Origin of the sequence: Anabaena azotica SJ-1 (assembly GCF_047275885.1) — a bacterium.
Taxonomy (GTDB): domain Bacteria; phylum Cyanobacteriota; class Cyanobacteriia; order Cyanobacteriales; family Nostocaceae; genus Trichormus_B; species Trichormus_B azotica_A.
On the sequence record NZ_CP178454.1, the window covers coordinates 465,339 to 490,794 of the forward strand.

13 protein-coding genes and 3 pseudogenes are annotated in these 25,456 nt (G+C 39.6%); 15 read left to right on the forward strand and 1 reads right to left on the reverse strand.

Annotated elements, in window-relative coordinates; all coding sequences use genetic code 11:
• The 9 genes and pseudogenes from ACLLO5_RS02000 (at nt 1) to ACLLO5_RS02040 (ending at nt 15,287) form a co-directional block, all read left to right on the forward strand.
• Entirely contained in the window at nt 1-2,370 is a 2,370-nt protein-coding gene (locus ACLLO5_RS02000) for a WD40 repeat domain-containing protein (RefSeq protein WP_413173825.1), read from the forward strand.
• 68 nt (nt 2,371-2,438) lie between these two features.
• A complete protein-coding gene (locus ACLLO5_RS02005; protein WP_413173826.1) occupies nt 2,439-3,032 on the forward strand; it encodes a cytochrome b/b6 domain-containing protein in 594 nt (197 codons plus the stop codon).
• A 214-nt stretch (nt 3,033-3,246) separates the two neighbouring features.
• Entirely contained in the window at nt 3,247-3,987 is a 741-nt protein-coding gene (locus ACLLO5_RS02010; protein WP_413173827.1) for a molybdopterin-dependent oxidoreductase, read from the forward strand.
• A gap of 15 nt (nt 3,988-4,002) precedes the next feature.
• Nucleotides 4,003-4,215: pseudogene (locus ACLLO5_RS02015) on the forward strand (type II toxin-antitoxin system HicB family antitoxin).
• Between the two features lie 13 nt (nt 4,216-4,228).
• Nucleotides 4,229-5,662 (forward strand): bifunctional orotidine-5'-phosphate decarboxylase/orotate phosphoribosyltransferase, encoded by a 1,434-nt coding sequence (locus tag ACLLO5_RS02020; RefSeq protein WP_413173828.1) that lies wholly within the window; start codon nt 4,229-4,231, stop codon nt 5,660-5,662.
• A gap of 674 nt (nt 5,663-6,336) precedes the next feature.
• Nucleotides 6,337-8,898: a CHAT domain-containing protein gene (locus ACLLO5_RS02025; RefSeq protein ID WP_413173829.1), complete on the forward strand. Its 2,562-nt coding sequence runs from the start codon at nt 6,337-6,339 to the stop codon at nt 8,896-8,898.
• A 457-nt stretch (nt 8,899-9,355) separates the two neighbouring features.
• Nucleotides 9,356-10,348 carry a DUF928 domain-containing protein gene (locus ACLLO5_RS02030; protein ID WP_413173830.1) on the forward strand — a complete coding sequence of 331 codons (993 nt, stop codon included), beginning with the start codon at nt 9,356-9,358 and terminating at the stop codon, nt 10,346-10,348.
• Between the two features lie 791 nt (nt 10,349-11,139).
• Nucleotides 11,140-13,968, forward strand: coding sequence for a CHASE2 domain-containing protein (locus ACLLO5_RS02035; protein ID WP_413173831.1), 2,829 nt, complete (start codon nt 11,140-11,142; stop codon nt 13,966-13,968).
• Nucleotides 13,969-13,973: 5 nt separating this feature from the next.
• Complete coding sequence (locus ACLLO5_RS02040; RefSeq protein ID WP_413173832.1) at nt 13,974-15,287, forward strand: response regulator; 1,314 nt, start codon at nt 13,974-13,976, stop codon at nt 15,285-15,287.
• Nucleotides 15,288-15,309: 22 nt separating this feature from the next.
• Here ACLLO5_RS02040 and ACLLO5_RS02045 read toward each other — a convergent pair whose 3' ends face one another.
• A complete protein-coding gene (locus tag ACLLO5_RS02045; protein WP_413173833.1) occupies nt 15,310-17,040 on the reverse strand; it encodes a ShlB/FhaC/HecB family hemolysin secretion/activation protein in 1,731 nt (576 codons plus the stop codon).
• Between the two features lie 585 nt (nt 17,041-17,625).
• On the opposite strand from ACLLO5_RS02045, the pseudogene ACLLO5_RS02050 reads away from it, so the two are divergent.
• The 6 genes and pseudogenes from ACLLO5_RS02050 to ACLLO5_RS02075 all read left to right on the forward strand — a co-directional run.
• Nucleotides 17,626-17,838 (forward strand): annotated as a pseudogene (locus ACLLO5_RS02050) (hypothetical protein); the annotation flags it as partial.
• 73 nt (nt 17,839-17,911) lie between these two features.
• Entirely contained in the window at nt 17,912-20,413 is a 2,502-nt protein-coding gene (locus tag ACLLO5_RS02055) for a filamentous hemagglutinin N-terminal domain-containing protein (protein ID WP_413173834.1), read from the forward strand.
• A 69-nt stretch (nt 20,414-20,482) separates the two neighbouring features.
• Nucleotides 20,483-20,800: pseudogene (locus tag ACLLO5_RS02060) on the forward strand (zinc ribbon domain-containing protein); the annotation flags it as partial.
• A 318-nt stretch (nt 20,801-21,118) separates the two neighbouring features.
• Nucleotides 21,119-21,997 carry a phosphate/phosphite/phosphonate ABC transporter substrate-binding protein gene (gene phnD / locus ACLLO5_RS02065; RefSeq protein ID WP_413173835.1) on the forward strand — a complete coding sequence of 293 codons (879 nt, stop codon included), beginning with the start codon at nt 21,119-21,121 and terminating at the stop codon, nt 21,995-21,997.
• Between the two features lie 12 nt (nt 21,998-22,009).
• On the forward strand, nt 22,010-23,779 hold the full coding sequence (locus ACLLO5_RS02070) for an ATP-binding protein (protein ID WP_413173836.1): 1,770 nt from the start codon (nt 22,010-22,012) through the stop codon (nt 23,777-23,779).
• Nucleotides 23,779-25,407 carry an RluA family pseudouridine synthase gene (locus ACLLO5_RS02075; protein WP_413175989.1) on the forward strand — a complete coding sequence of 543 codons (1,629 nt, stop codon included), beginning with the start codon at nt 23,779-23,781 and terminating at the stop codon, nt 25,405-25,407. The genes ACLLO5_RS02070 and ACLLO5_RS02075 overlap by 1 nt, the downstream gene beginning before the upstream one ends.
• Nucleotides 25,408-25,456 lie beyond the last annotated feature (49 nt).

The following is a 25,456-nucleotide window of genomic DNA, read 5'->3' on the forward strand; positions in this document are numbered from 1 at the left end:
ATGTCTGATCAAGGTGACGAGATTCAACAAAGGGTTACAGGGGCTGAATACGCTGCTACCTCAGCGACTGGCAATGCAACTATCACCATTACCAACTACTACTATCGAGAAGAAGCAAGAGTAGCACCTGCTGTATCTACCGACGCTGTTGATAAAGATATCCCTTGTCCCTATCGCGGTTTATTTCATTTTGGACCCAATGATGCCGATGTGTTCTTTGGGCGAGAAATATTTATAGAAGAACTTTATGGTGCCACTAAAACCAAAAATTTTATTCCGGTGCTAGGTGCATCAGGAAGTGGTAAATCTTCAGTGGTATTAGCTGGACTTGTTCCTAAATTACAAAAAGAGGGTAATTGGCAGTTTACTCACTTCCGTCCTGGTTCAGACAAAGATCCATTTTACGCCTTGGCTGAAGCACTTATTCCACTTTACAGGTCAGAGACAGATTCTACCGATAAAATAACTCAGGCGGGTAAGCTGGCTCAATCTCTTCAAAACGGAACGCCACTTTCTCGTATATTTAGCTCTATTCAACGCAATCACCCCAATTATCGGTTGCTACTGATTGCTGACCAATTTGAAGAAATCTACACTCTCTGTAACGATGAGGAAATTCGCCGTAAGTTTCTCGACTGCTTATTAGACGGTTTAGGTACTCCTGCTTCCCCTTCTTCATCGACTACGGTTTTGGTGACAACAATGCGGGCAGATTTCTTGGGGAATGCGCTTTCATATCCCCGATTTGCTGATGTATTGCGAAGTGCTGATATTAAAATCAGAGCGATGAAGCATGAGGAACTAACACAAGTCATTGAAAAACCAGCGGGTAAGTTGGGAGTGACTTTTGAAACAGGACTGGTAGAACGCATTCTCAAAGATGTAGAAAACCAACCTGGAAATTTACCTTTGTTAGAGTTTGCTTTGACTCAGTTGTGGAACAAGCGAACGGGTAGACAATTGACTCACAAAATCTATGAAGAAATTGGTCGAGTAGAAGGTGCTTTAGCTCGTCATGCTGATGAAAAATATCACAACTTGACAGATGACGAGAAAGAAAAAGTTAGACGTATTTTTATTCAATTGGTGCGTCCGGGTGAGGGAGCAGAGGATACAAGACGCATAGCGATGAAAGCGGAATTAGAGGAGCAAAGCTGGTCTTTGGTAAAACAATTGGCTGATGCTCGGTTGGTGGTGACAAGCCGCAATTCTGAAGATAAAGATACGGTGGAAGTAGTCCATGAAGCTCTGATTCGGAATTGGGGAGAACTGCGAGGATGGATGAATAAAGACCGCGTTTTTAGAGCTTGGCAAGAGCGACTGCGGGCAGCAAAGGGACAATGGGAAGCAACGGATAAAGATAAGGGTTCATTGTTGCGTGGTGCAGCATTAGCAGAAGCAGAAGAAAAACTGAAGGAACGCCCAGAAGATTTAATTGATGAGAAAGAATTTATCACACAGAGTATCAAAGATCGCGATCTCATCAAGAAGCAGGGAATGAGAGCTATGTGGGGAATTGTGGTAAGTTCCCTGGGGGCGGTGGTAATTAGCAGTGGATTGGGTTTGACGGCTTGGAATCAGAAAAACCAATCGGAACTCAATCAAGCCGAATCGCTTAGTCGATATTCCCAGTCTCTAGTTAATGAACATAAAGACTTAGAGGCTTTTGTCACAGCAATTAAGGCAGGAAAAATCCTACACAGCCAACAAACAACTAACGTAGAAAATTTCAAGGCCTTCTATAAAGTTCTTTTTGAGGGCAGAGAACGCAATCGGTTAGAGGGGCATCAGGGTATAGTCAATAATGTGAGTTTCAGCCCGGACGGTCAAACCATTGCAACGACATCTTATGACACAACAGCGCAGTTGTGGAACTTGCAGGGGCAACTGATTCAGAAATTTAAGCATCAGGGTATAGTCAATAGTGTGAGTTTCAGCCCCGACGGTAAAACAATTGCTACGGCATCACAAGACGGGACAGCGCGGTTGTGGAACTTGCAGGGGCAACTGATTCAGGAATTTAAGCATCAGGGTTTAGTCAGAAATGTGAGTTTCAGCCCGGACGGAAAAGCGATCGCAACGGCATCATCTGACAAAACAGCGCGGTTGTGGAACTTGCAGGGGCAACTGATTCAGGAATTTAAGCATCAGAGTCCAGTCAATAGTGTGAGTTTCAGCCCCGACGGTAAAATCATTGCTACGGCATCATCTGACGGGACAGTGCGGTTGTGGCCTTGGTCGGTAGATATTTTACTTGTGAATAGTTGTGATTGGGTACGCGATTATTTAGAGAATAATCCTTTAAAGAATAATCCTGATGTCAGCGAAAGCGACAAACACTTGTGCAACGGTATTGGTGGGAAAAAGTAAAGTAGTGGTGAGGGTAGAATTACAATAGACATCTGCTACTTTTCTGACCAAGCCTCAATATTACCTCTATGAATTCTCCTGCCAAACCCCCCAAATTACCCACCCAAGCAATAGCGGCTAAAATCTTCCACTCTATTAATATCATCAGTCTGTTTTTAATGATTACCAGTGGATTGCAAATTTACAACGCCAATCCCGTTTTTGGTGGTCGTGCAGGTTTGCATATTCCCCCCATTTTCACATTAGGTGCTTGGTTAGCAGGTGGTAGACACTGGCATTTTGCAGCTATGTGGCTATTTTCCCTCAATCTTTTAGGATATGGTATTTATATTTTCATTACCCGACGTTGGCGACATAGATTTGTAGGCAGTAATGATATTAAAGCTTTACAAAAAGCGCAAAATCCTAAACGTTTAAATTATGCTTGGCATCGAATTATTTACACATCTATTATTCCCATACTGTTGTTGGCAATCTTGACAGGCATCGGAATGTATAAACCTGCTCAATTTCCTTGGATAGTTGATATGTTTGGTGATTGGCAAGCATTAAGAATTGTCCATTTTGCCTCTGTGCCATTGGTGGTAATATTTGTCATAATTCATTGGCGTTTGGGACAAAAAGCTGGGGGAGAAGAACTTACAGGATCTATGTTTTGGTAGTTCTTTGAATTAATAATTGAACGCAGATAAACGCAGATGAACACAGATAGTTTTTTGATTATAGGATTTACGCAAAAGTAACAGAAAAATGAACCGAGTTCGCGCAGCGGCCCGAAGGAAAGAGCGTTTAGAGAAATTCTGCGTAAGTCCTAGATTATTATCAAATAGATACACACTTTTTGTGATAAATTTTAATTAGGGGAATTATTAAATCATGAAACATACTCATAAAAAAGACATAATTCATATAGTTAAACCTCGATTTAACCGTCGCAAGTTTTTACAAATTTCAGGTATTTCTAGTATAGGTTTGTTTCTTGGTGGTTGTGGTACACCAGCATTAGAAGATTTAGTAGGTAAACTTTCAGAACCTCTAAATCAAAAAGTTGAAGAATTAATTTTTCAACCGCAGAAACTTGTACCAGAATTTGCTGTTAGTGAAATTCAACCAGAAGCTTTAATCATTAACAGTTTCCGCAATACACCAATTATTGATATTGATAAATTCCGGTTAATTATTGATGGTGAAGTAAATAATCCCCTGAATTTAAGCATGACAGATATTCAAGCTTTACCTTTAACTTCTATGATTATTCGTCATGTTTGCGTTGAAGGATGGGCTGCAATTGTCCAATGGGGTGGTATTCGTTTACGTGATTTAATTACTTTAGCTCAACCCCAAGCAAATGTTAAATATGCTTTTTTTGAATCAGCCGATGGTTATTATGAAAGTTGGGACTTAGCATCAGCTACCCATCCTCAAACTTTATTAGCATATCAAAAGAATGGTGAAAAATTGCCTGTTGAAAATGGTGCGCCTTTGCGTTTAGCTTCCCCTATTAAATTAGGTTATAAACAAAGTAAATGGGTAACGCGAATTACTTTAACCAGCCAGTTATCAGCTTTTAAAGGTTATTGGGAAGATCAGGGTTATGAATGGTTTGCGGGGTTGTAAATTGGAGGAAGAATAATGCGTTATACAGTAGTAATTGAAAAAGGAAATACAAGTTATGGTGCTTATGTTCCTGACTTACTGGGGTGTGTAGCAGTGGGTGAAACATTAGCAGAAGTCCAACAACTGATTGTTGAAGCTATAGAATTTCATCTATAAGGTTTAATCGAGGAAGGTTTACCAATTCCTGAACCTACAAGTATAGCGCAAGAAGTTGAAATTTTAATTTAATAGGAAATTTAAAATGATTTTTTTTGATAAATTAAATAGAACTATTTCCGAAAATCAAAGCTTACTATTTGTAGGACTTGATCCCAATCCTGAAATGATTCCTAGCCGTTATCAATCTTCTGATATGATGACAGGTTTGGAAACTTGGTTGCAATTCATGATTGCAGAAACCAGTGATTTTGTTTGTGCTTATAAACCAACTTTGGGATTTTATGAAGCTTTAGGTGTACCTGGTTTAGAATTATTAATCAAAACATTAAAATCTATTCCTAAACATATTCCGATTATTTTAGATGCTAAACATGGTGATTTAAATACTAGCAGCATTTTTGCCCAGACTGTGTTTACAGAATGGCTGGTAGATGCTGTTACTCTTAGTCCCTATACTGGTCAGGATCATGTTGCACCATTTTTAGTTTATCCTGATAAAGCTGTGTTTATTTTGTGTTGTACTTCTAATCCAAGTGCTGCGATTTTACAGCAATATCCTAATTATAATTCACCGCTTTATTTACAAGTTGTACAGGAATCAAAAAACTGGGGAACTCCTGAACAATTAGGTTTGGAAGTAGGAACAACAAATGCTGAGGTTTTAAAATCTATCCGTTCACTTGCTCCCGAAAGAATCATTATGGCGCGGAGTATTTGGGCTGGAGATGGGAATCTTCAACAAATTTTAGCAGCAGGTTTAAATGCTAATGGTGATGGTTTGTTGATTCCTGTTCCTCAAGATATGTTAGGTAGTGTGAATTTATCTGAGGATATTCAATATTTACGTACAGAAATTAATCAATTTAGAAGTGATTTTATCCATGATGCTTCTAGTTGTGATATCTGGTTTCCTGATATTGATGTTAAAAATAAACACCCTCATCAAGATTTAATTTTACAACTTTTTGATATTGGTTGTATTATGTTTGGCGAGTTTGTCCAAGCATCAGGTGCAACTTTTCCTTATTACGTTGATTTGCGGAAAATTATTTCTAATCCTCAAGTGTTTAATCAGGTTCTTAGTGCTTATGAGGAAATTTTAAGGACTCTCACATTTGATAGATTGGCTGGTATTCCCTATGGTTCTTTACCTACAGCAACTGGTTTATCTTTACGGCTGCATTGTCCGATGATTTTTCCGCGCAAGGAGGTAAAAGCACATGGTACACGCAGGGTAATTGAAGGGAATTTTCATCCTGGTGAAATTGTGGCGGTGGTTGATGATATTCTCATCAGTGGTAAAAGTGTGATGGAAGGTGCTGAAAAGTTAAAATCAGCGGGATTAAAGGTTAATGATATTGTGGTTTTTATTGACCATGAACAAGGCGTAAAAGACAGGTTACAGGAAAATGGTTATCATGGTCACTCGGTTTTAACTATTTCGGAAATTGTGAATACTCTGCACCAATTAGGAAGAATAAATGATCGACAGTTGTTAGCTTTTAAGGACAATTAGTATTCATATAGCAACGGACATATCAGTTAGGACATCATATTTTGATTCAAAGGGAACAGGGAACAGGGAACAGACAATAGAAAAATGTCCTAACAATTTTGGCTACTGCTATAAGAAAAGCTAGATCAAAATCCTGCGGGTAATTAAAAATTCAAAACTATCAATGGGGGCTTAAATTCATTACTGATTTTAGACAATTGTTCCCTTTTTGTTAACTATCTAGAGATTTTATATTCAATTGAAAAGTTATCACGCTGACAGAGTGGCAAATTTATTAAGAAAAACTGTATTTGAGATTAAAAAATCCCCTGGTATGATAACTCTGGGGGATTTTGTTACCGAGTCGGTTTAATAGGGTTGTAACTACTTTACAAAGTAATTGTGTAGATTTTGTGGAGAGATTAAGACAATTATCCGAACAGAGTTCAAAAGCTGAATTGGACTACGGAAACTTCAAGTTGTTAGTTTTACCTTAATCATGTAAATTAGGTTGGAGTATGATTACTGGTTTGAGGTTAAAGTGAGATATATGTCTATGCTTTTGGAACTATCGTTTTGAAATCATCAGCGTTAACAAACTTAACCTTTAATTGAAAACACAGAGATTAAAGTTCCTTGTATTGTTTCCTTCTCAGACTTAAAGAAGCTAAATTTTTCGGATACCGTATACTTCTATGATTTTCTCTATCAAACACAATCGTTGGTTTTATCTTTGCTTAAGTATTATAAGCTTGTGTTTAACAGTTACCATTACTCCTGTAAAAGCATCTATACAGATAAAGACGACTCCTACCTTCAAGGTGTCATTATCAAATCCTGAACCCATTAACGGATTAGAACAGGGGCGTAATCTCTATCAATCAGGACGCTATGCAGAGGCCGTGATAGCTTGGCAAAAATCTGCAAAAAATTACCATACTCAAGGCGATCGCACCAATGAAGCCCTAAGCTTAAGTTATCTGTCATTGGCACAACAGGAACTCAACCAATGGGAAGCGGCCAGACAATCTATCGAAGAAAGTGTGAAGATTTTGCAAACCACTAAACCTACTTTTGATGCTATAGTCTGGGCGCAAATACTGAATACTCAAGCAAATTTAGAACTACGTACATCCAAGGCGGAAACCGCACTAGCCATTTGGCAACAAGCTCAAAAATATTATGAACAAGCGGGCGACAATATGGGCAGCTTGGGTAGTCAGATCAACCAAGCACAAGCCTTACAAACATTGGGATTTTACCGTCGATCAAAACAGCAGTTGGAGATGCTAACGCAAAAGTTAGCTGTAATGCCAGATTCGGAAATTAAAGTTAGTGGTTTGAGATCCCTGGGTTTAGCTCTGCATGCGATCGGTGATAGCAAAAGCCAGGAAGTTTTAGAACAAAGTTTAGCCATAGCCAATAAAATTAACGCTAAAACTCAGTTAAATTCCATTCTGGTGGTTTTAGGGAAAGTTGCCTCTGACTCCCAAGACCCAGAAGCAGCATTAAACTACTTTGAAGACGCACAAACAACAGCTACGAACGCAAATGAACTTTTACAAGCACGTTTAGCTGCTTTCAAATTATTGGTAGATTACGACAAAATAGAATATATAACTTCCCTGGCATCTCAATTACAACAACAGTTGTTAACACTACCACCTAGTCATAGTTCCCTCTACGCAACAATTAATTTTGTGGCTACTTTGAATAGATTGGAAAAGGTGGAACAAGTTCTACCAATTCCAGAACTATCAAACCTGATGTCAGTCACGGTTAAATCTGCACAACAAATTCAGGATGCTCGCGCTCAAGCCTATGCACTACATCAATGGGGACAAATTTACCATCGTACAAATCAGTTAACCAAAGCCAAGGAATTAGCCCAGAGATCCCTCAATATTGCCCGTCAACTCCAGGCTGACGACATCATTGCTCAATCCGCATGGCAGGTAGGACGATTGTATAAGCAACAAGGCGATCGCCCAGAGGCAATTAAAGCTTATACAGAAGCCATTAAATCATTAAAGGCTCTGCGAGGAGATATGGTCGCCGTTAACCCTGATGTTCAATTTTCTTTCCGCGAAAGCGTAGAACCTGTGTATCGGGAATTGGTAAGTTTACTTCTGGATGAAAACCCAACACAACCTACTTTAATGCAAGCTCGTGAATTGATTGAGTCGCTGCAAATTGCCGAACTGGATAACTTTTTCCGTGAAGCTTGTTTAGATAAAGCCCAGCAGATTGACAATGTTGATCCCACAGCCACAATTATTTATCCCATCATCTTAAGCGATCGCCTCGCAGTGATTCTCTCCCAAGCTGGACAACCGCTGCGCTACTATGTGACACACAAATCACAAACTGAAATCGAACAAACACTCGATCGTTTCTTAATATCTCTCAATCCTGTTTCCGATTTCCAAGAACAAACTCGCCTGTCTCAACAAATTTATGATTGGCTGATTCGTCCCGCTGAACAAGAACAAGCGTTGAAAAACACCAAAACATTAGTGTTTGTGTTAGATGGTAAATTGCGAAACATACCCATAGCCGCCCTCTTTGATGGTCAGCAATATCTGATTGAAAAATATGCTATGGCTCTCTCTCCTGGGTTGCAACTGATGGCTGTCAAATCATTCCAGCAAACTAAAATTAAGGCGATCGTTGCTGGTATCAGTGAATCGCGTAATGGTTTTAGTGCTTTACCTGCTGTTGAATTAGAAGTCAAACAAATTGCCCAGACACTACCATCTTCAATGTTACTAAACCAGAACTTTACGAATCAATCCCTCGCCGACCGCATCAAATCTGGTCGTGCCGATATTGTTCATCTAGCAACCCACGGACAGTTCAGTTCCCGTCTAGAAGACACCTTCTTACTTACCTGGAATGGACAAGTGAATGTTAAAGAGTTGTCTGAACTCCTGAAAAATCGTAGTGGCGATTCATCACAAGCGATCGAATTATTGGTACTGAGTGCCTGCGATACCGCCGCCGGAGATGATCGTGCCGTTCTGGGATTAGCAGGCTTGGCTATCAAATCAGGAGCCCGTTCAACTATCGCCACTCTCTGGCCTGTCAAAGATAAAGCCGCGGAGATCCTCATGACGCGCTTCTATGACTATCTGCGGCAACCCAAAATCACTAAAGCCGAAGCACTACGACAAGCCCAGATCAACCTGATTCGCCAAACTGATTTCCTCAATCCTTTCTTTTGGTCTGCCTTCGTTCTAGTTGGTAATTGGCTTTAAGGCACGTGATATTACTTAAAGAAATATCATCCTTTGCACCATCTTTATATATTCCCTAGAAATGTTTAGAAAGCGTATAGTTCAGTATTTAGAACTTAGATATTAGTGACTCATCTGACTTCTGATGTTTTACTTTTTCTTGTGCTAACTTAGACTAAACAGAGTTTGCTGAATAAAGCTAGAACCTATTCTCAATAGCAGTTTAAATTTTTTTAACCAAGCAAGTGTAGAGGTACAAAGTTATGTTATTTAGAGCCTGAAAATCCCTGTATTTCGGTAGAAAATTTCCAGATTAATTTGAGAATTAATCTCAACGTATATCATTACCGATCATGAGTCATATATAAATTTTATGTATAAATTTTTTAGCCGTTGCTAAATATCTTATTATAAGGTAAGGAGGAAAAAACTAAATAATGTGCTTGGTATTACCTTTTTTCATACAGGGGTCTGAATCATGAAACCTCGATATTTAGCTAGTATATTGAGTTTAATAGCTCTACTGACTAGCGGTATATGGAACAGTGCCTATGCTGTTACATTTACCCCACCAACCAATAATAGCGCACCTAGACAGGGTAGTGGGGGAGCTTCCAGAGGCAACCTTTTTACACCTGCTCCTGGTCAAGGCGCTCCCAAACAAGCCAGTGGGGGAGCTTCCAGAGGCAACCTTTTTACACCTGCTCCTGGTCAAGGCGCTCCCAAACAGGTAAGTGGGGCAGCTTCCAGAGGCAACCTTTTTACACCTGCTCCTGGTCAAGGCGCTCCCAAACAAGCCAGTGGGGGAGCTTCCAGAGGCAACCTTTTTACACCTGCTTCTAGTAGTCAAGGCGCTCCCAAACAAGCAAGTGGAGGAGCTTCTCGCGTTGGTACTTACTACTTAAATCCTTCAATTATAGGAGCAGTAGGCCCAGCAGCCTTGATCGCCCTCCTACCCGAAAGCTTCTATGGCACAACGGTGTCTGAACGTCCCACAATTCTGGTATATCTCCCTACCTCTAATGCAGAAGAAGTTGTATTCAGTCTCAAAAATGAAGCTGGCAATACATACTATCAAATGACCATTCCTGTTGCAGAAAAAACTGGGGTGATTGCAATCAAATTACCCGCAGATGCACCAGCTTTAGCCGCAGGAAAAAACTACCAATGGTTTCTGGCGCTGAAAGTGAATGGGAAACTCAGTCCTAGTACACCTTACGTCGATGGTTGGATTCAGCGTATCCAACCTACTGCTGAAATGGCAACAGCGATGCAGGAAAAGGATGCTTTAAAACGAGCAAATACCTTCTGTAAATATGGAGTTTGGTATGACTGTGTGGAAACACTAGCCACACTGTACATCTCCCAACCCAATAATGTAAATATCGTCAAACAGTGGGAAGAACTCCTCTCCTCTGTTAGCTTGAAGGAGATTGTCAAAGCTCCATTATTAACATCATCTGCTAATTAGGCACTAGTACAGTACGGCGTAAATAAACCACCCATTTCAAATCTTTGAAAAGCTCACGCCGTATTCATTTTGATTTTTTACTTTTTACTTTTGCCCCGTGGTACTAGGGAGTGGGGAACAGGAAAATTTCTTCCTCATACCCAATCCCTAATTTCCAATACTAATCAATATTAATTAAGCTGTCACGCATTTAAATTGGTGGTTGAGATGAGGTAACAGGGAACAGGGAACAGTTTGATCGCTTATTTTCTAACTTCACTAAATTAAATTTAGATGCGTCCTAACTTAACTACTTGCCGAATAAACATATAGCAATTTTCAAGTTCATGAAATACACCCTACCCGCGCTGTCGAACACTCTCCCCTCCTTACCTTACCAAGGGAGGGTTGGGGAGGGGTAATTTTGTATCTCGCCCTTAGAGGATGTTTTAAAAGTGGTATACCGTGATTTTAAGCACTTTTTTACCTCCTTATCAAGGGGGGAAACAAGAAAATCGGGAGGGGTAAAAAAATATTTGATACAGCAATCATGACTTTTAAAACAACCTCTTAGTGGGAAAGGCTATAAAATCCTGATATATTAATAACCTTGGGATTATTCAAGCTAGAGAAAATGCCAAAAATAAGGCTGGATAGTATCAGAATTCAAACACTGTTTAAATTTTTAAATGATTTTAAAACTTCTTCACTTGTGTTCCTAACTTCTGATTTCTACTTCATGGCTTACGCCACGCTACGCTATCACGAAAAAACTTTTTTCACAAACCCTCATTTAAGCCTATAACGGAAATATGTGGCGTAAATTCCAAGCTTGTATCCAAGGCACTCGGAGCGTTTTGATTATTACTCCTAGTGTTGCCTTAACAGTAATTATTGGGCAGTTGTTGGGAATTTTTAATTTGCCTGAGTGGAAACTGCGTGATGAATGGGTGCGAATGCGTTCGTGTGAAACAGGAACTTTTCTGGGGTGTTCGCCAAAGACATTAGCTGACGAAATTATTATTGTCACAATTGATGAACAAGATATCCAAGCAGTTGGTAAATGGCCAGTTCCAGATAGCTCACTAGCACAATTACTGAAAATTATCCGATCGCAACAACCCCGCGTTATCGGCTTGGATCTCTATCGGGATTTACCAGAAGGTAATGGGTATGAACAACTCGTTGAAATTTTCCGCACGACTCCTAACTTGATTGGTGTGGAAAAAATTAGCGGTGAGCGTGTCAAACCGCCACCTGAACTGAAAAAAGAGCAGGTAGGATTAGCCGATTTGTTGTTGGATGGCGATCGCCATGTACGTCGCGCCCTCTTGACAGCGAATGATGCCCAAGCAAACGACCAAACCAAAGGAGGATTGGCTACCGTTGTAGCAATCAAGTACCTGGAAGCCGAAAACATCACCTTAGAATCCGTTGATCCAAAGCAGCAGAAGTTTAAACTGGGCAAGCAAATCTTCTTGCCATTAGAAAATACCGTAGCAGGTTATACCGAAAACGATTTAGGAGGCTATCAAATTCTCCTCAACTGGCATGGTTCAGAAACTGCGTTTCGCAAAGTTGCCATGCGCGATGTGCTAGCAGGAAAAATTTCCCCAGACCTGATGCGCGATCGCATAGTGTTTATTGGGTCAACCGCTGTCAGTGCCAAAGACTTCTTTGACACACCATTTAGTTCTTCCTTTATTTCTATCCAAAAACCTGCATCGGGGGAAGCAACACCTGGAGTAGTGATCCATGCCAATATTGCCCATCAACTAGTACGAGGGGCAAAAACAGGGAAAGGCAACCTGTCTGGTGTTTCTGGTATAGCAGCCTCACTTTGGATTATTTTGTGGTCTGTAATTGGTTCTAGCGGTAGTTGGTGGTTAGTCAGTGCGCGTCAGGGAACAAAGATTCCTGGGGGAAAAATTCTTTGGGCAACTGTAGGCATCAGTGCAGGATTGCTGGGGGGTGGCTATGGAATATTTTTACATGGGCTTTTGATTCCAGTTACACCTTCCTTAACTACCTTTCTCATCTGTGTAATCGCTACAACTAATACCTATAAACAACAGAAGCTAGAAGAAACTAATCAGCAACTAGAAATTGCCAATGGTCAACTTTTAGATTATTCCAAAACTCTGGAGTTAAAAGTTGAAGAGCGAACTTATGAACTACTGGAAGCCAAGCAAGCAGCTGATGCGGCTAACCAGGCCAAAAGCGAGTTTCTAGCAAATATGAGCCACGAGCTACGTACACCGCTGAATGGCATCCTTGGTTTTGCTCAGGTGCTAGAGGGATCACCAACGCTGACCCGGAAAGATCGAGAAGGTGTAAACATTATTTACCAATGCGGCTCACATCTCTTATTGTTGATTAACGATATTCTCGACTTATCAAAAATAGAAGCTCGTAAATTAGAATTGGTGGCAAATAATGTACATCTGCCCAGCTTTTTGCATGGTGTGAGCGAGATTTGTAGTATCCGAGCAGCGCAGAAGGGAATTGGATTTCAGATTTCCATAAGCGATCGCCTACCAGTTGTCATTCAAGTAGATGAAAAGCGGTTACGCCAAGTCTTAATCAACTTACTAGGCAACGCTATCAAATTTACAGATCATGGTAGTGTCACATTTAAAGCAGATTTCATCGAGCCAGAGTTTCAACAAATGACAAATGAAACTACACAAACAACATATCAGAAGATTCGCTTCCAGATAGAAGATACAGGTATCGGGATGTCATCAGACCAATTAGAGAAAATATTTTTGGCCTTTGAACAAGTAGGTGAAATAGGGCGAAAATCTGAAGGTACTGGTTTGGGATTAGCAATTAGTCAAAAAATCGCCCAATTGATGGGTAGCCCAATTCAAGTACATAGTCACCTGGGAAAAGGTAGTATATTTTGGCTGGATTTGACAGTACCCGTACCAGTTTCCCATGACTGGCAGGCATCGGGTTACGCCCCAACCCACCAGAAAGTCGTCGGTATTCGGGGTAATGCACCTCAAATTTTGATTATTGATGATGATGACAACCACCGTTCTATGTTGAACAGTCTGCTACAAAACATTGGCTGTCAAATTCTAGAAGCCAGTGATGGCAAACAGGGACTACAAACGGCAAACGAATCTCACCCAGATGTGATTGTGTTGGATTTAGCTATGCCTAATATGGATGGCTTGGAGCTAATGGTTCACCTGCAAGAAAATCCACAAACTAGTTCTATTCCGATCATTATCTCTACTGCTAGTGTATTCGAGGAAAATCGGCAACAGAGTTTACAAGCTGGAGCCAAAGCATTTTTACCCAAACCCCTGCAAATTGAGGAACTATTGAATGTCCTGCAATCGCTACTAAAAGTCGAGTGGATTTATGCCCAATCTCCATATTTGCCGTCGTCTTTTCAACCTCAGCATCAAAATAGTGATGAATTGCTCATACCATCACAGGATGTTTTACAGCAACTCTATCATTTGGCGATGATGGGAGATATATCGGAGATTGAGAGAATAATAGAAGAGCTAATTCAGCAAGACAGTCAGCTAGCTCCTTTCACCACTGAAATGAGCAAACTTGCTGCCAACTTCCAAACTACAAAAATTTGTCAGTTCCTGAAATCATTTGTCACCGGGGAGTAGCATTTATGATCACCGAACCAGTTTTGAAACCAACATACATCCTTTTGGTAGATGACAATCCTAATAATCTCAAAGTTTTATCAGAAGCAATTCAGCGATGTGGTTGGAAACCTCTGATGGCATCGGATGGAGAGTCAGCGATCAGACAAACAGAATATGCTCATCCTGATTTGATTCTTCTCGATATCATGATGCCGGGTATGGATGGATTTGAAACTTGTCGTAGATTAAAAGCTAATCCCCTTACTCAAAATACCCCGGTCATTTTTATGACTGCCTTAAGCGATTCTACAGACAAAGTTAAAGGACTAGAAATTGGTGCAGTTGACTACATTACCAAACCCTTCCAACACGAAGAAGTCATTGCCAGATTAAAGTTACATCTCAAAATATCCAATCTCACCCGTACCCTAGAACAAAGAGTCGAAGAACGCACCGCAGAGTTAACCCAATCTCTACAACAGTTAAAACAAACGCAACTACAACTCATCCAAAGTGAGAAAATGTCCACTCTTGGACAACTTGTTGCAGGTATAGGTCATGAGATTAATAACCCCATTGGTTTTATTAGTGGAAATTGCTATCACATTGAGGAATATGTAAAGGATATCCTGCATTTGGTACATCTCCAGCAGCAAAAATTACCACATCCAGACCCAGAACTTGAAGAATTCTTGGAAGAAATTGATTTAGAGTATCTGATAAAGGATTTACCAAAAATTCTTGTCTCAATGCACCAGGGAATTGATCGTCTTAAGGACATCAGTCTTTCTCTCAGAACCTTTGCCCGATCAGATATCTCATCGAAAGTGGAGTTTCAGATTCATGAAGGGATGGATAGTACCTTAATGTTATTGAAACATCGCTTGAAAAACCAAGGTAATCGCCCCACAATCGAGGTTGTTAGGCAATATGGTACTTTGCCTTCTATCACTTGCTATCCTGGACAGATGAACCAGGTATTTATGAACATTATTGCCAATGCAATTGATGCATTTGATGACTTGCATCAAAACCATTTAGATCAGAAGACAGATGTTGCTGATCCTTACACCATCACGATTACTACATCGGTTGATCATGAGCAACAAAATGTTTCAATTTGCATTGAAGATAATGCTTGTGGTATGCCACCGGATGTGCAAGCTAGAATTTTTGAGCCATCTTTTACAACTAAGGTTGTGGGTAAAGGAACTGGTCTAGGATTAGCTATCAGCCACCAAATTGTTGTCGATAAACACAATGGACAAATCAACTGCTTTTCAAATTTTGGCAAAGGAACAAAATTTATTATTACTCTGCCAAAGTCGATATCTTGAAATCCTGTAGGAACAGAATTTATCAAAATGGCGAATACTGTACCGAGAAGTATAATCCATTTTCCTGGAGCGATCGCTTTTCACTATCTACTGATGTGAGAGGAATACCCCAATCCAGACGGGTTGAGAAATTATTACTCTGTTTCCACAATAGTCCTAACCCAGTCCCAATTAACATATTAGGTGATGGATTATCGCCTTTAGTATTCCAGCCCTGACCCACGTCGATGAATGGGGTCAGTTGTAGCAATCCTCCCTGATTGGAGGTACGCAAAATTGGCAACCGAAATTCAGCTGAAAATAATATGCCATTGTCAGTCAGTAATGTATCTTGGCGGTAGCCCCGCACACTTAGTTGTCCACCAAGACCAAATTGCTCTAAAGGCACGAGACTATCTGCTGCTAGTTGTATATCGCCTTTAGCTAAAAACAGAGTGTCTGGTGCTAACTGTCGTACCCATTGTGCCTGTCCTCGCCATGCGAAAAAGCGGCTATCTGGTGCATCGTCGTTGATATTGGTTCCGAACCAATCTACCCCCAAACTAAATTGCGATCGCACTGCAAAAACTTCTTGATTGCTGCGTTGGTTATACTCCTGAGTAAAACGCAGGACAGAAATTTTCGTTTTTCCGTCCTCATCTGCACCTGCATATAAAGGAAACCCACCAATATCATTAAGACCTAATTCAGTTTGGCTTTCTTGGCGTGAAAATGATAGTTCCACTGCCAATTCCTGGGTTGGTCTTTGTATCAGTGGTTGTCGATAGCCGAATTCATAAGACCTAGTTTGTGATTGAATATCCAGGATGCTGAATGGTTCTTCAATTACATGATTCCATCCTTGGTTAAAACCAAACCAGACAGTACCATTGCGAGGGTTAATCGGTAGTTTGTAATTGAGATTGATAGTATTACTGCCATCGGTATTAGTGTATCCCAGACTGAGCGTGTCCCCTAAACCTAGTAAATTGGCTTCTTTGAAATCCACACCCCGACGAAAACTCCCGACACTAGGCGATCGCCCATTATCTAAAGTTGTTGTCACAGAGAGTGTGTCCGCTTCTTGAACCTCCACTTGCAATATATTGCTGCCGGGATACACACCCATCTGTAACTCAGCGGACAGATTTTGAATGCGCGGATCAAGGCGGAGGAGTTGCAGCTTTTCAATTAAGCGCGGTATATTCAAGGGTTTAGAAGCACCTAGTCGAATGCGATCGCGAATGTATTGACTATGCAATCGCCGATTACCAACGATTTTAATTTCTGATAAACTGCCCTCTACTACCTGAACTTTAAGAACTCCAGCTTCTAATGTCTGCGGTGTAATTACAGCCCCTGTCGTGACATAACCATTGTCGGTGTATAGCTTGGTGATGGCATCTTTAACTTGCAATATCTCTACAAATGATACATCCCTTCCCACAAAGGGATCTGTAATCACCGCAAACTGTTTTGGTGTGAAGACTGTACTACCGACAACTTCAATGCGATCAATTCGGAATTTGGCATTAGCATCATCCTCTCCTGGTGTTGGCTGTTCCGGTAGTGGCACAGTTGGAAGTAATTGCTCCTGATCTGATGGTTGAGGTAACACATCCGACGGTAAGGGAGCAACAGGAATATCTTCTAAGCGTCCTGGTGGTGAAGTCGGAGAATTGGAAGTTTGAGCGTTTGCTTGATGGTAGCTGCCTAATACTGCTGCTAGAATCAAGCCGAGTTCTAGAAGTTTTAGTTTAAAGATAAAATTCAACAACTTATTTAATGTTGGTTGAGACGATACTGAGTGAAGAACTATGTTTTTTACAACCAGCTATTAACAGATTAATGTTCTCAAGTCTAAAGACACTGAGACTTTTTAATCTAAGATATTTTACCAGTTTCTTTGATATCATCACTATAACCGAATACAAGTATTGTGGATGAGTAAAAACAAGGTGTAGCGTGTAGGAAAAGATAGTTATTTGCAATTCATTTTGCTTGGATACTTAAATTTGCTAATAATTCCCATGGCTTCATGGCCAGCGATCGCACTTGGGGAATACTATATTCCGTATAAACTAAAAACTAAGTAATGAATATATCCTCTGTTTGCTTAAATTTGGTAATATCGAATATTGGCAAGTCTCATACTATTGCCATTAGGAACAATATTTCTGGGGAGTGGCTCTGTCAATGCTGAAGTTAACTCTGATGGCACTCTTAAAACCACTGTCTCTGAGAATGGCAATAATTTCACGATTACCAAATGTAGAAGTCAGCGACCCAGTGATTGATATTTAGTGGCATCACCGTTGCAGTAGCTGAGAATGCGAGTGGTGAAGGCGGAAAAATCGTTTTAGAGAGCGATCGCTCTTGGTCTGATTTACGTGATTTCTCACCATACCGCAAAACTGGTGAAATGACAGCACAAATACCTGCATCTCCACAAACTCTCGTTCAAGCTACGTCTTGGTATCGCAATGCCTTGGGCAAAATTGAATTAGTTGCCGATGATAAATCTTCTGTGCAGGTGCAACCATTAAACTGTGCAGCAGTTTTTCACAATTAATCCTGATATGAATATGCAATGCTATTTAGAGAATCCTAACTAGAAAAATTTACAGGAGTTTGAGTTTATAGTTATGAAATCAATTCCCAAAGCATTAAATATCTGGTTTCAGACACTTTTAGGAGCATTGACTACTGGTTTATTAACTCCGGGAATACTCCTAGCTCAGGTGATATCAGATGGTACAACTCAGACCACTGTCAACTCCAGTGGCAATAATTTTAATATTCTTAATGGTATTGAAAAAGACAATAATTTATTTCATAGCTTCACTAATTTTTCAGTTCCTACAAGTGGTTCAGCCACATTCGATTTAACTCATACACCCAATATAACAAATATATTTAGTCGAGTAACAGGTGGAAATGCTTCCAATATTAATGGATTAATTCAAACACTTAACAGCAATAATCCAGTAAATTTATTTTTGATGAATCCTAGCGGGATTATTTTTGGGCCTAATGCCAGTCTAAATATTAGTGGCTCCTTTGTAGGGACGACTGCCAACAGTATCAAATTTGCCGATGGGTCAGAATTTAGTGTAGTTAATCCGAGTAGTCCACCATTGTTGACAATGAGTGTACCCATTGGTTTACAGATGGGACAGAATCCGGGAGGGATTACTGTGCAGGGGACAGGACACCAATTAACAGGGGGATTTCCCTTTCCGGTTAGCGGCACGGTTGGGAGTTCTCCCCTCAGTGTTCAGCCAGGTCACACCTTAGCTTTAGTGGGTGGAGACATTCACTTGAATGGAGGCGTACTCACTGGTGCAAGCGGACAAATTGAACTGGGAGCGATTGGCACTCAGAATACCTCGGCATTTGTAGAGCTTGTTCCCAATTCCTTCGGCTGGACGTTTAACTACAAAGGAATTGAAAGCTTAGGGCAGATTGAATTGGGGCAACATTCGCTTCTGGATACCAGTGGCAAGACTCCAGGCTCAATTCAATTGACAGGTCAAAACATTAGTATGGGTAGTGGGTCGTTAATTTTAATTGACAATCAAGGAACTCAAGAGTCTGGGACAATTAATATTCGTGCCTCTGATACCTTTAGGGCGATCGGAATACTGGACACTTTTAGCATGACCCGCATCATTAACTATACCCAAGGAAGTGGAGATGGAGGGGATATTACAATCTCAGCACGACGGCTAATGCTGGACGATGGAGCATACTTGATCACCAACAGTTACGGTCAGGGTAGAGGTGGAGATATCACAGTTAATGCCGCTGAGTTAGTTCAGTTACAAAGTAGTATTGTGGAGCAAGGTTTCAACACAAGTGTGCTTGCAACTGACACCTTTGGTAGTGGTGATGCCGGAAAGTTAACGATTTCCTCTCCTCGTGTGAGTGTCCAGTCAGGGGGTCAATTATTAGGATTAACCTTTGGTAGTGGGACTGGGGGAAGCATCACTATCAATGCCACAGAATCAACAGAACTGATTGGCAATGAGTTCTTGGCTCTTGTAATCACAAATGGCTACGCTTCTGGAAAGGCTGGAGACATTGAGGTTAATACTCCAAGATTGCGTCTCGAAAATGGTGGTTATCTTGGGGCTGAAAACTCTGGTCAGGGTAGTGGTGGTAAGATCGTCGTCAATGCCTCTGAGAGAATTGATGTTGTTGGTAGGACAATTGACGTTAGCGGTATTTTTACTAGCGATTTTCCCAGCACAATTGCTGCCCGTACAATTCCTCCATCTCAACTCCTGCAACAAATATTTCAGCTGAATCCAATTCCTAGTGGAAACTCTGGAAGCATTACTTTGAATACCCCACAACTAACAGTTAGTGATGAGGCTGAAATCTCCGTCGTAAATCAGGGTAATGGGAATGGCGGCAGAATAGAGATTAATGGCAACCAAATTCGTCTCAACAATCAAGGAAAATTCCTAGCCACTACGGACTCTGGACAAGGTGGGGATATTTTCATCACTACCAATGCTCTCTTGATGCGTCAAGGCAGTAGCATTACCGCAACCGCAAATGGTACTGGCAACGGTGGTAACATTACGATCGCTTCTCCCATCATCGCTGGATTAGAAAACAGCGACATTGTTGCCAACGCCTTCCAAGGTAATGGCGGTAAGATTAACATCACAACCCAAGGCATTTTCGGGCTACAATTCCGCGACCAACTCTCAGGCGAAAATGACATCACTGCCAGTTCTGAATTTGGCGTGAACGGTACAGTCGATATTAATAACTTTGGCGTTGTCCCCAACTCTGGCTTAGTGGAACTATCGACAGATGTCACTGACCCGTCTCAACAAATCACTAGTGGTTGTTCTACAATTTCCAGTAGTCGATTTGTCGCCACAGGACGGGGTGGTATACCCCAAAATCCTACTCAAGAACTGAGGAGCGATCGCTCTTGGTCTGATTTACGTGATCTCTCACCATACCGCAAAACTGCTGAGGTGACAGCACAAATACCTGCATCTCCACAAACTCTCGTTCAAGCTACATCTTGGTATCGCAATGCCTTGGGCAAAATTGAGTTAGTTACCGATGATGAATCGTCTGTGCAGGTGCAACCATTAAATTGTACAGCAGTTTCTCAAAATTAATCCTGTTATGTACTATCGGATGTGGAGCAAGACTTACATTAAGAACTCAAAATTCAGAATTCTTCTTCATGTTTTGAAACCCTAAACTTCAAAGGTATGCAACGTCTTTGGGGTAGAAAAATATCAGACTTAGCATTTGGAGAATTTCTACAAATATTAGAACGGGTTTCTAAAAAAAAATAAACAAGTTGTTGATATAGATCAATGATATCCATCTAGTAAAACTTGTTCTCATGGTGGGCATATTTTAGAAAATCTAGATTTATCCATAAGACAGTGGCGTTGTCCATCTTGTTAGTCAATTAATGGACAGGTTCAAATGGTTGGGGCATCAACCCGAAAGATTAGGTGATATTAGACTGGCTCTCGCCAGCAATTGCTGTTTGACCCCAGCGGAGTATGTTAAATATTCTATAGCATTAAAGTATTATTGATTACCAGCCATTAGTCAAACCAACTTAAGCTTTTTACTGAGATAGTGTACTTCATTTATCTACAATCCGCTTTAATTTTCCCGGATAGTGTTCACATTTGGCGAGAATAGGGAATTATAAGTATAGATGTTGAAGTCATTGAATATTGACTCCTCCTATCTTGTTAATACCCAGTCACAGTGAGAATATTTCACCTATGGCTTATGACCAGTGCAAATCCCCTATCTCCCATTCCCAGCAACCAGTAACAATACTGATATCTCTATTAATAATGATGCTGCTACTGAGTGCAGGATGTTCCCGTGAACAAAGTCAAGCTGTTCTCAGTTCCAATTCTTTGATACCCAGTCGAAAGTCTGCTTCAGAACCGGGATCAGAAAAATTGCATATCGCCATTATTTCTGATCAATCTTCTCAAAAACAAACTCAACAATTAAAGGCATTGAGCAAGTATTTAGAAAAAAGTATAGGTTATAAATTTGATATTCAGCCTCAAAAAGACTATGAAACAATTGTAAATTTACTTGTAACCGAAAAAATACAAATTGCTTATTTAGATCCATTTATATATGTAAAAGCCAAGGAAAAAAATATCCAAATTGAACCCATGGTTGCACCCATGACTAAAGTCACTGGTAGACCTTGGCATACTAGCATGATTATTGCCAATTCCACGAGAATTAAAACCGTTAAAGAGTTGCAAAAAAAACGATTTGGATTTATCAATAAATCTTCTACCATAGGTTTTATTATCCCTTCTATAGAACTATTTGAACCAGCAGGAATTGAACCTGAGAAAACTTTTAGTGAAATTAAATTTTTAGATAGTGGTGAGCAAGCTATAGCAGCTTTAATAGCTGGAGAAGTTGATGCTGTAGCAGTTGCACAAGAAACTTATGTGAAAGCACAGCAAGAACAGAAACTTGATCCAGCAAAGTATGTAAAAATTTGGGAATCATCTCCATTTCCAACAGCACCAATTGTTATTTCTAATAAGCTAGATCCTGGATTAATCAATGATATTAAAAAAGCACTAATTGATGCTCCAGCAGAGATTGTAGCAATTTCTGGTGTGGAAACAGCCGGATACACACTGGTAGATAATCTGAATTATGAACCAATTAAGAAATTACAAAGCAAGTTAGATTAAACAATTAATAGTATGAAAATTTGGCAAAAAATTCTTGGTTCTTCTACAGTATTAGCTGGGTTTATCTGTCTAATGGGTATCAGTATTTTTAATTTATATCAAGCTGAAATATTAGCAGAAAAAAGCCAGAAAAAAGCCGTACAGGCACTCACAATTACTAATGATTTAGAAAAATATTTAAAAAATCAAGTTCTAGTTCTTAAGGATTTTGTGATTTTGGATCACAACATTCAAGATATGATAGAATTTCAGAGAATGATGTCTAATTTTCAGATTGAACTTGATAAGTTAGAAATGTTGATGGACAAAAATACAGAAGTATTACTTATCCGTCGTCATCATGCTTTTTTAACAAATTTAGCCAATGGTCTAGATTATAATAATATAACCACTTTGGTGAAATCCCAAGCAGATATCAAAGCGATTAACTCTTATGTACAAGATATTAGCTTGTATTTATCTGCCATTTCTCAAGATACTCAAAGAGAGTATAATATAGCCAATGCTAATATTATAAGAATCAGAAAAATCAATAAAATTTTTATGTTTGTGGCTATTATTGGCATATTTTTAATATTTTTATGTCAACTAATTTTTATTCTTCCTGTTATTCGTTCACTACATAAACTCCAAGTTGGAGTAGCTGAAATTGGTGCAGGAGATTTGAATTACCATTTAGATATTAAAACTAATGATGAAATTGAGGATTTAGCAAATAATTTTAATCAGATGACTAGCAAATTATCTGATTTTTATCAATCTCTAGAATCTAGGGTTACTGAAAGAACTACTGAATTATTTCAAATGAATCAGGATTTAGAAACAGAAATTGCTGATAGAAAACAAACAGAGATTCAGCTGAAAAAGTCCCAAGTACAACTAACACTAAAAGCTCAAGAACTTGAAAAAACCCTCCAAGAACTTCAAGAAGCTCAAACTCAATTAATCCAAACAGAGAAGATGTCAAGCTTAGGGCAATTAGTAGCTGGAGTTGCTCATGAGATTAATAATCCAGTTAACTTTATTCACGGTAATATTGAACCTCTAAAAGAGTATTTACACAATTTTAGCACCTTGATAAAATTATATAAAACTCATTATCCTCAACCTGTTCATCAGATTGAAAATTATATTAAAGAAATAGATTTTGATTTTATTCTAAAAGATACAAATCAAGTTATTGCTTCTCTAGAAGTAGGGACTAAAAGAATCCGGGAAATTGTTTTATCTTTAAGAAATTTCTCTCGACTTGACGAAGCTGATATGAAAGAAGTCGATCTGCATGAAGGAATTGATAATACATTATTAATTCTCCAACATAGAATTAAAGAAAAACCCCAGCATTCAGAGATTGAAATAATTAAGGAATATAGCGATTTACCGTTTATTGAATGTTATCCTGGTCAATTAAATCAGGTATTTATGAACATTCTTACTAATGCACTTGATGCTATAGATATTTATAAAGAACCAAACAATTTAACAGAAAAAAATTCTGTTAAGAAAAAAATTGTTATTAAAACAAAAATGATAAATAACAAGTTTATTACCATTCATATTGGAGACAATGGAATAGGAATACCAGCAGAAATCCGCAATCGCATATTTGATCCCTTTTTTACAACAAAACCCGTTGGTAAAGGAACGGGATTGGGTTTATCAATTAGTTATCAAATTGTGACTGCAACGCATCGAGGTAGTTTACAATGTATAACTGTACCTGGAAAAGGAACAGAATTTATTATTAAACTTCCGATTAAGCAAAAAAATAAATTAGCATGATGCTAAATAAGCTTTCACATTTCCTCAACCCTAATTCTAGAATTTCCTCCACACCTCCTAGCTATTACTATGAAGGAAGATGTCCCCAAACGGGAGAAATGCTGAGACTACCCCGCACCGCTATAGCAGAAGTTATCGCTTACGGTTTAATGCGGCAACTTAGTCAAAATGAATTTTATGCTCGTGAAGGTAAAATGTATGGAATTTTGCTAGTTGAATTACCCAATGGTGAACAAAGAGTTATTAAAGCTTTTTCCGGTCTTTTGAATGGTTTTAGTGTTGTTGAAGGTTGGGTTGAACCTATTCCCGGACGTGACGAAGTTGCATTAACAGAAGCTTGTACTTTAGCTGAATTAGAAAGTATTAAACAAGAAATAATTACTCTTAAACAACTACCAGAACGCGAACAATACCAAAAATTATCTGCTGAATTTAAACAGCAGTTAGAATTAATCAACTCGCGACATAGCCTCAGTAAACAACAACGACAGGAAAAACGCCAACAGTACCACCAAACCCTCGTAGGAGAAAACCTAGAAATTGCCTTAACACAACTAGAAACTGAAAGCCGTCAACAGGGAATTGAGCGAAAATACTTCAAACGTCGTCAAAATGAAGTTTTGCAGCCATTAGAGCAGATAATAGTTACTTCAGATACGAGAATTAGGGAACTGAAACAAAAGCGGAAAGAAATATCAAGGCTGTTACAGACACAAATGCACGCTGCATATAGTCTCACTAATTTTTATGGACAATCTCTATCTTTACAAAAATTACTACCAGGAGGAATACCTACCGGAACTGGGGAATGTTGCGCTCCTAAGTTGTTACATTATGCCGCGACTCATAAATTAAAACCCCTCGCAATGGCGGAATTTTGGTGGGGTGAATCGTTGGGACAGGATAAAGTGCAGGGAGAATTTTATGGTGCTTGTGTAGAAAGATGTCAACCATTAATGGGGTTTTTGCTCTCAGGATTCAAATCTAACTTTGCTAAGGAGAAAGAGGTAAACATCATTTATGAAGATGAATGCTTGATTGCTGTGAATAAACCAGCCGGATTGCTTTCTGTTCCTGGACGTTATGCGGACAACCAAGATAGTGTTCTCAGTCGTTTAAGGAATATATATGATCTGGAAGTGATGACAGTGCATCGTTTAGATCAAGAAACTTCAGGTATTTTATTATTGGCACGGGATAGCACCACCTATTCACTACTCAGTCAACAATTTGAAAAACGACAAATTCACAAAATTTATGAAGCCATACTTGCCGGTTCCCTGAACACTGACCAAGGTGTATTAGATTTACCATTGTGGAGAAATCCAGAAAATCGACCTTATCAACAAGTTGATTTAGAACGAGGTAAACCCAGCGTGACAAAGTTTCGGGTCATGGGGAAACAAGGAAAGTATACTCGTGTAGAATTGATTCCCCTCACAGGACGCACCCACCAGTTAAGGGTTCATGCTGCTGATGTGCGAGGATTGGGAGTAAAAATTTTAGGCGATCGCTTATATGGTTGCAATGCTGATGTTAGTCGATTACATCTACACGCCAGAGAAATCAGTTTTCAACATCCCCAGTCAGCGGAAAATATACATCTACAGACAGTTACACCATTTTAATAACACGCGTGTAAAGGTGTATCGGTAAAAATGAATTCTTGCTCCTGTA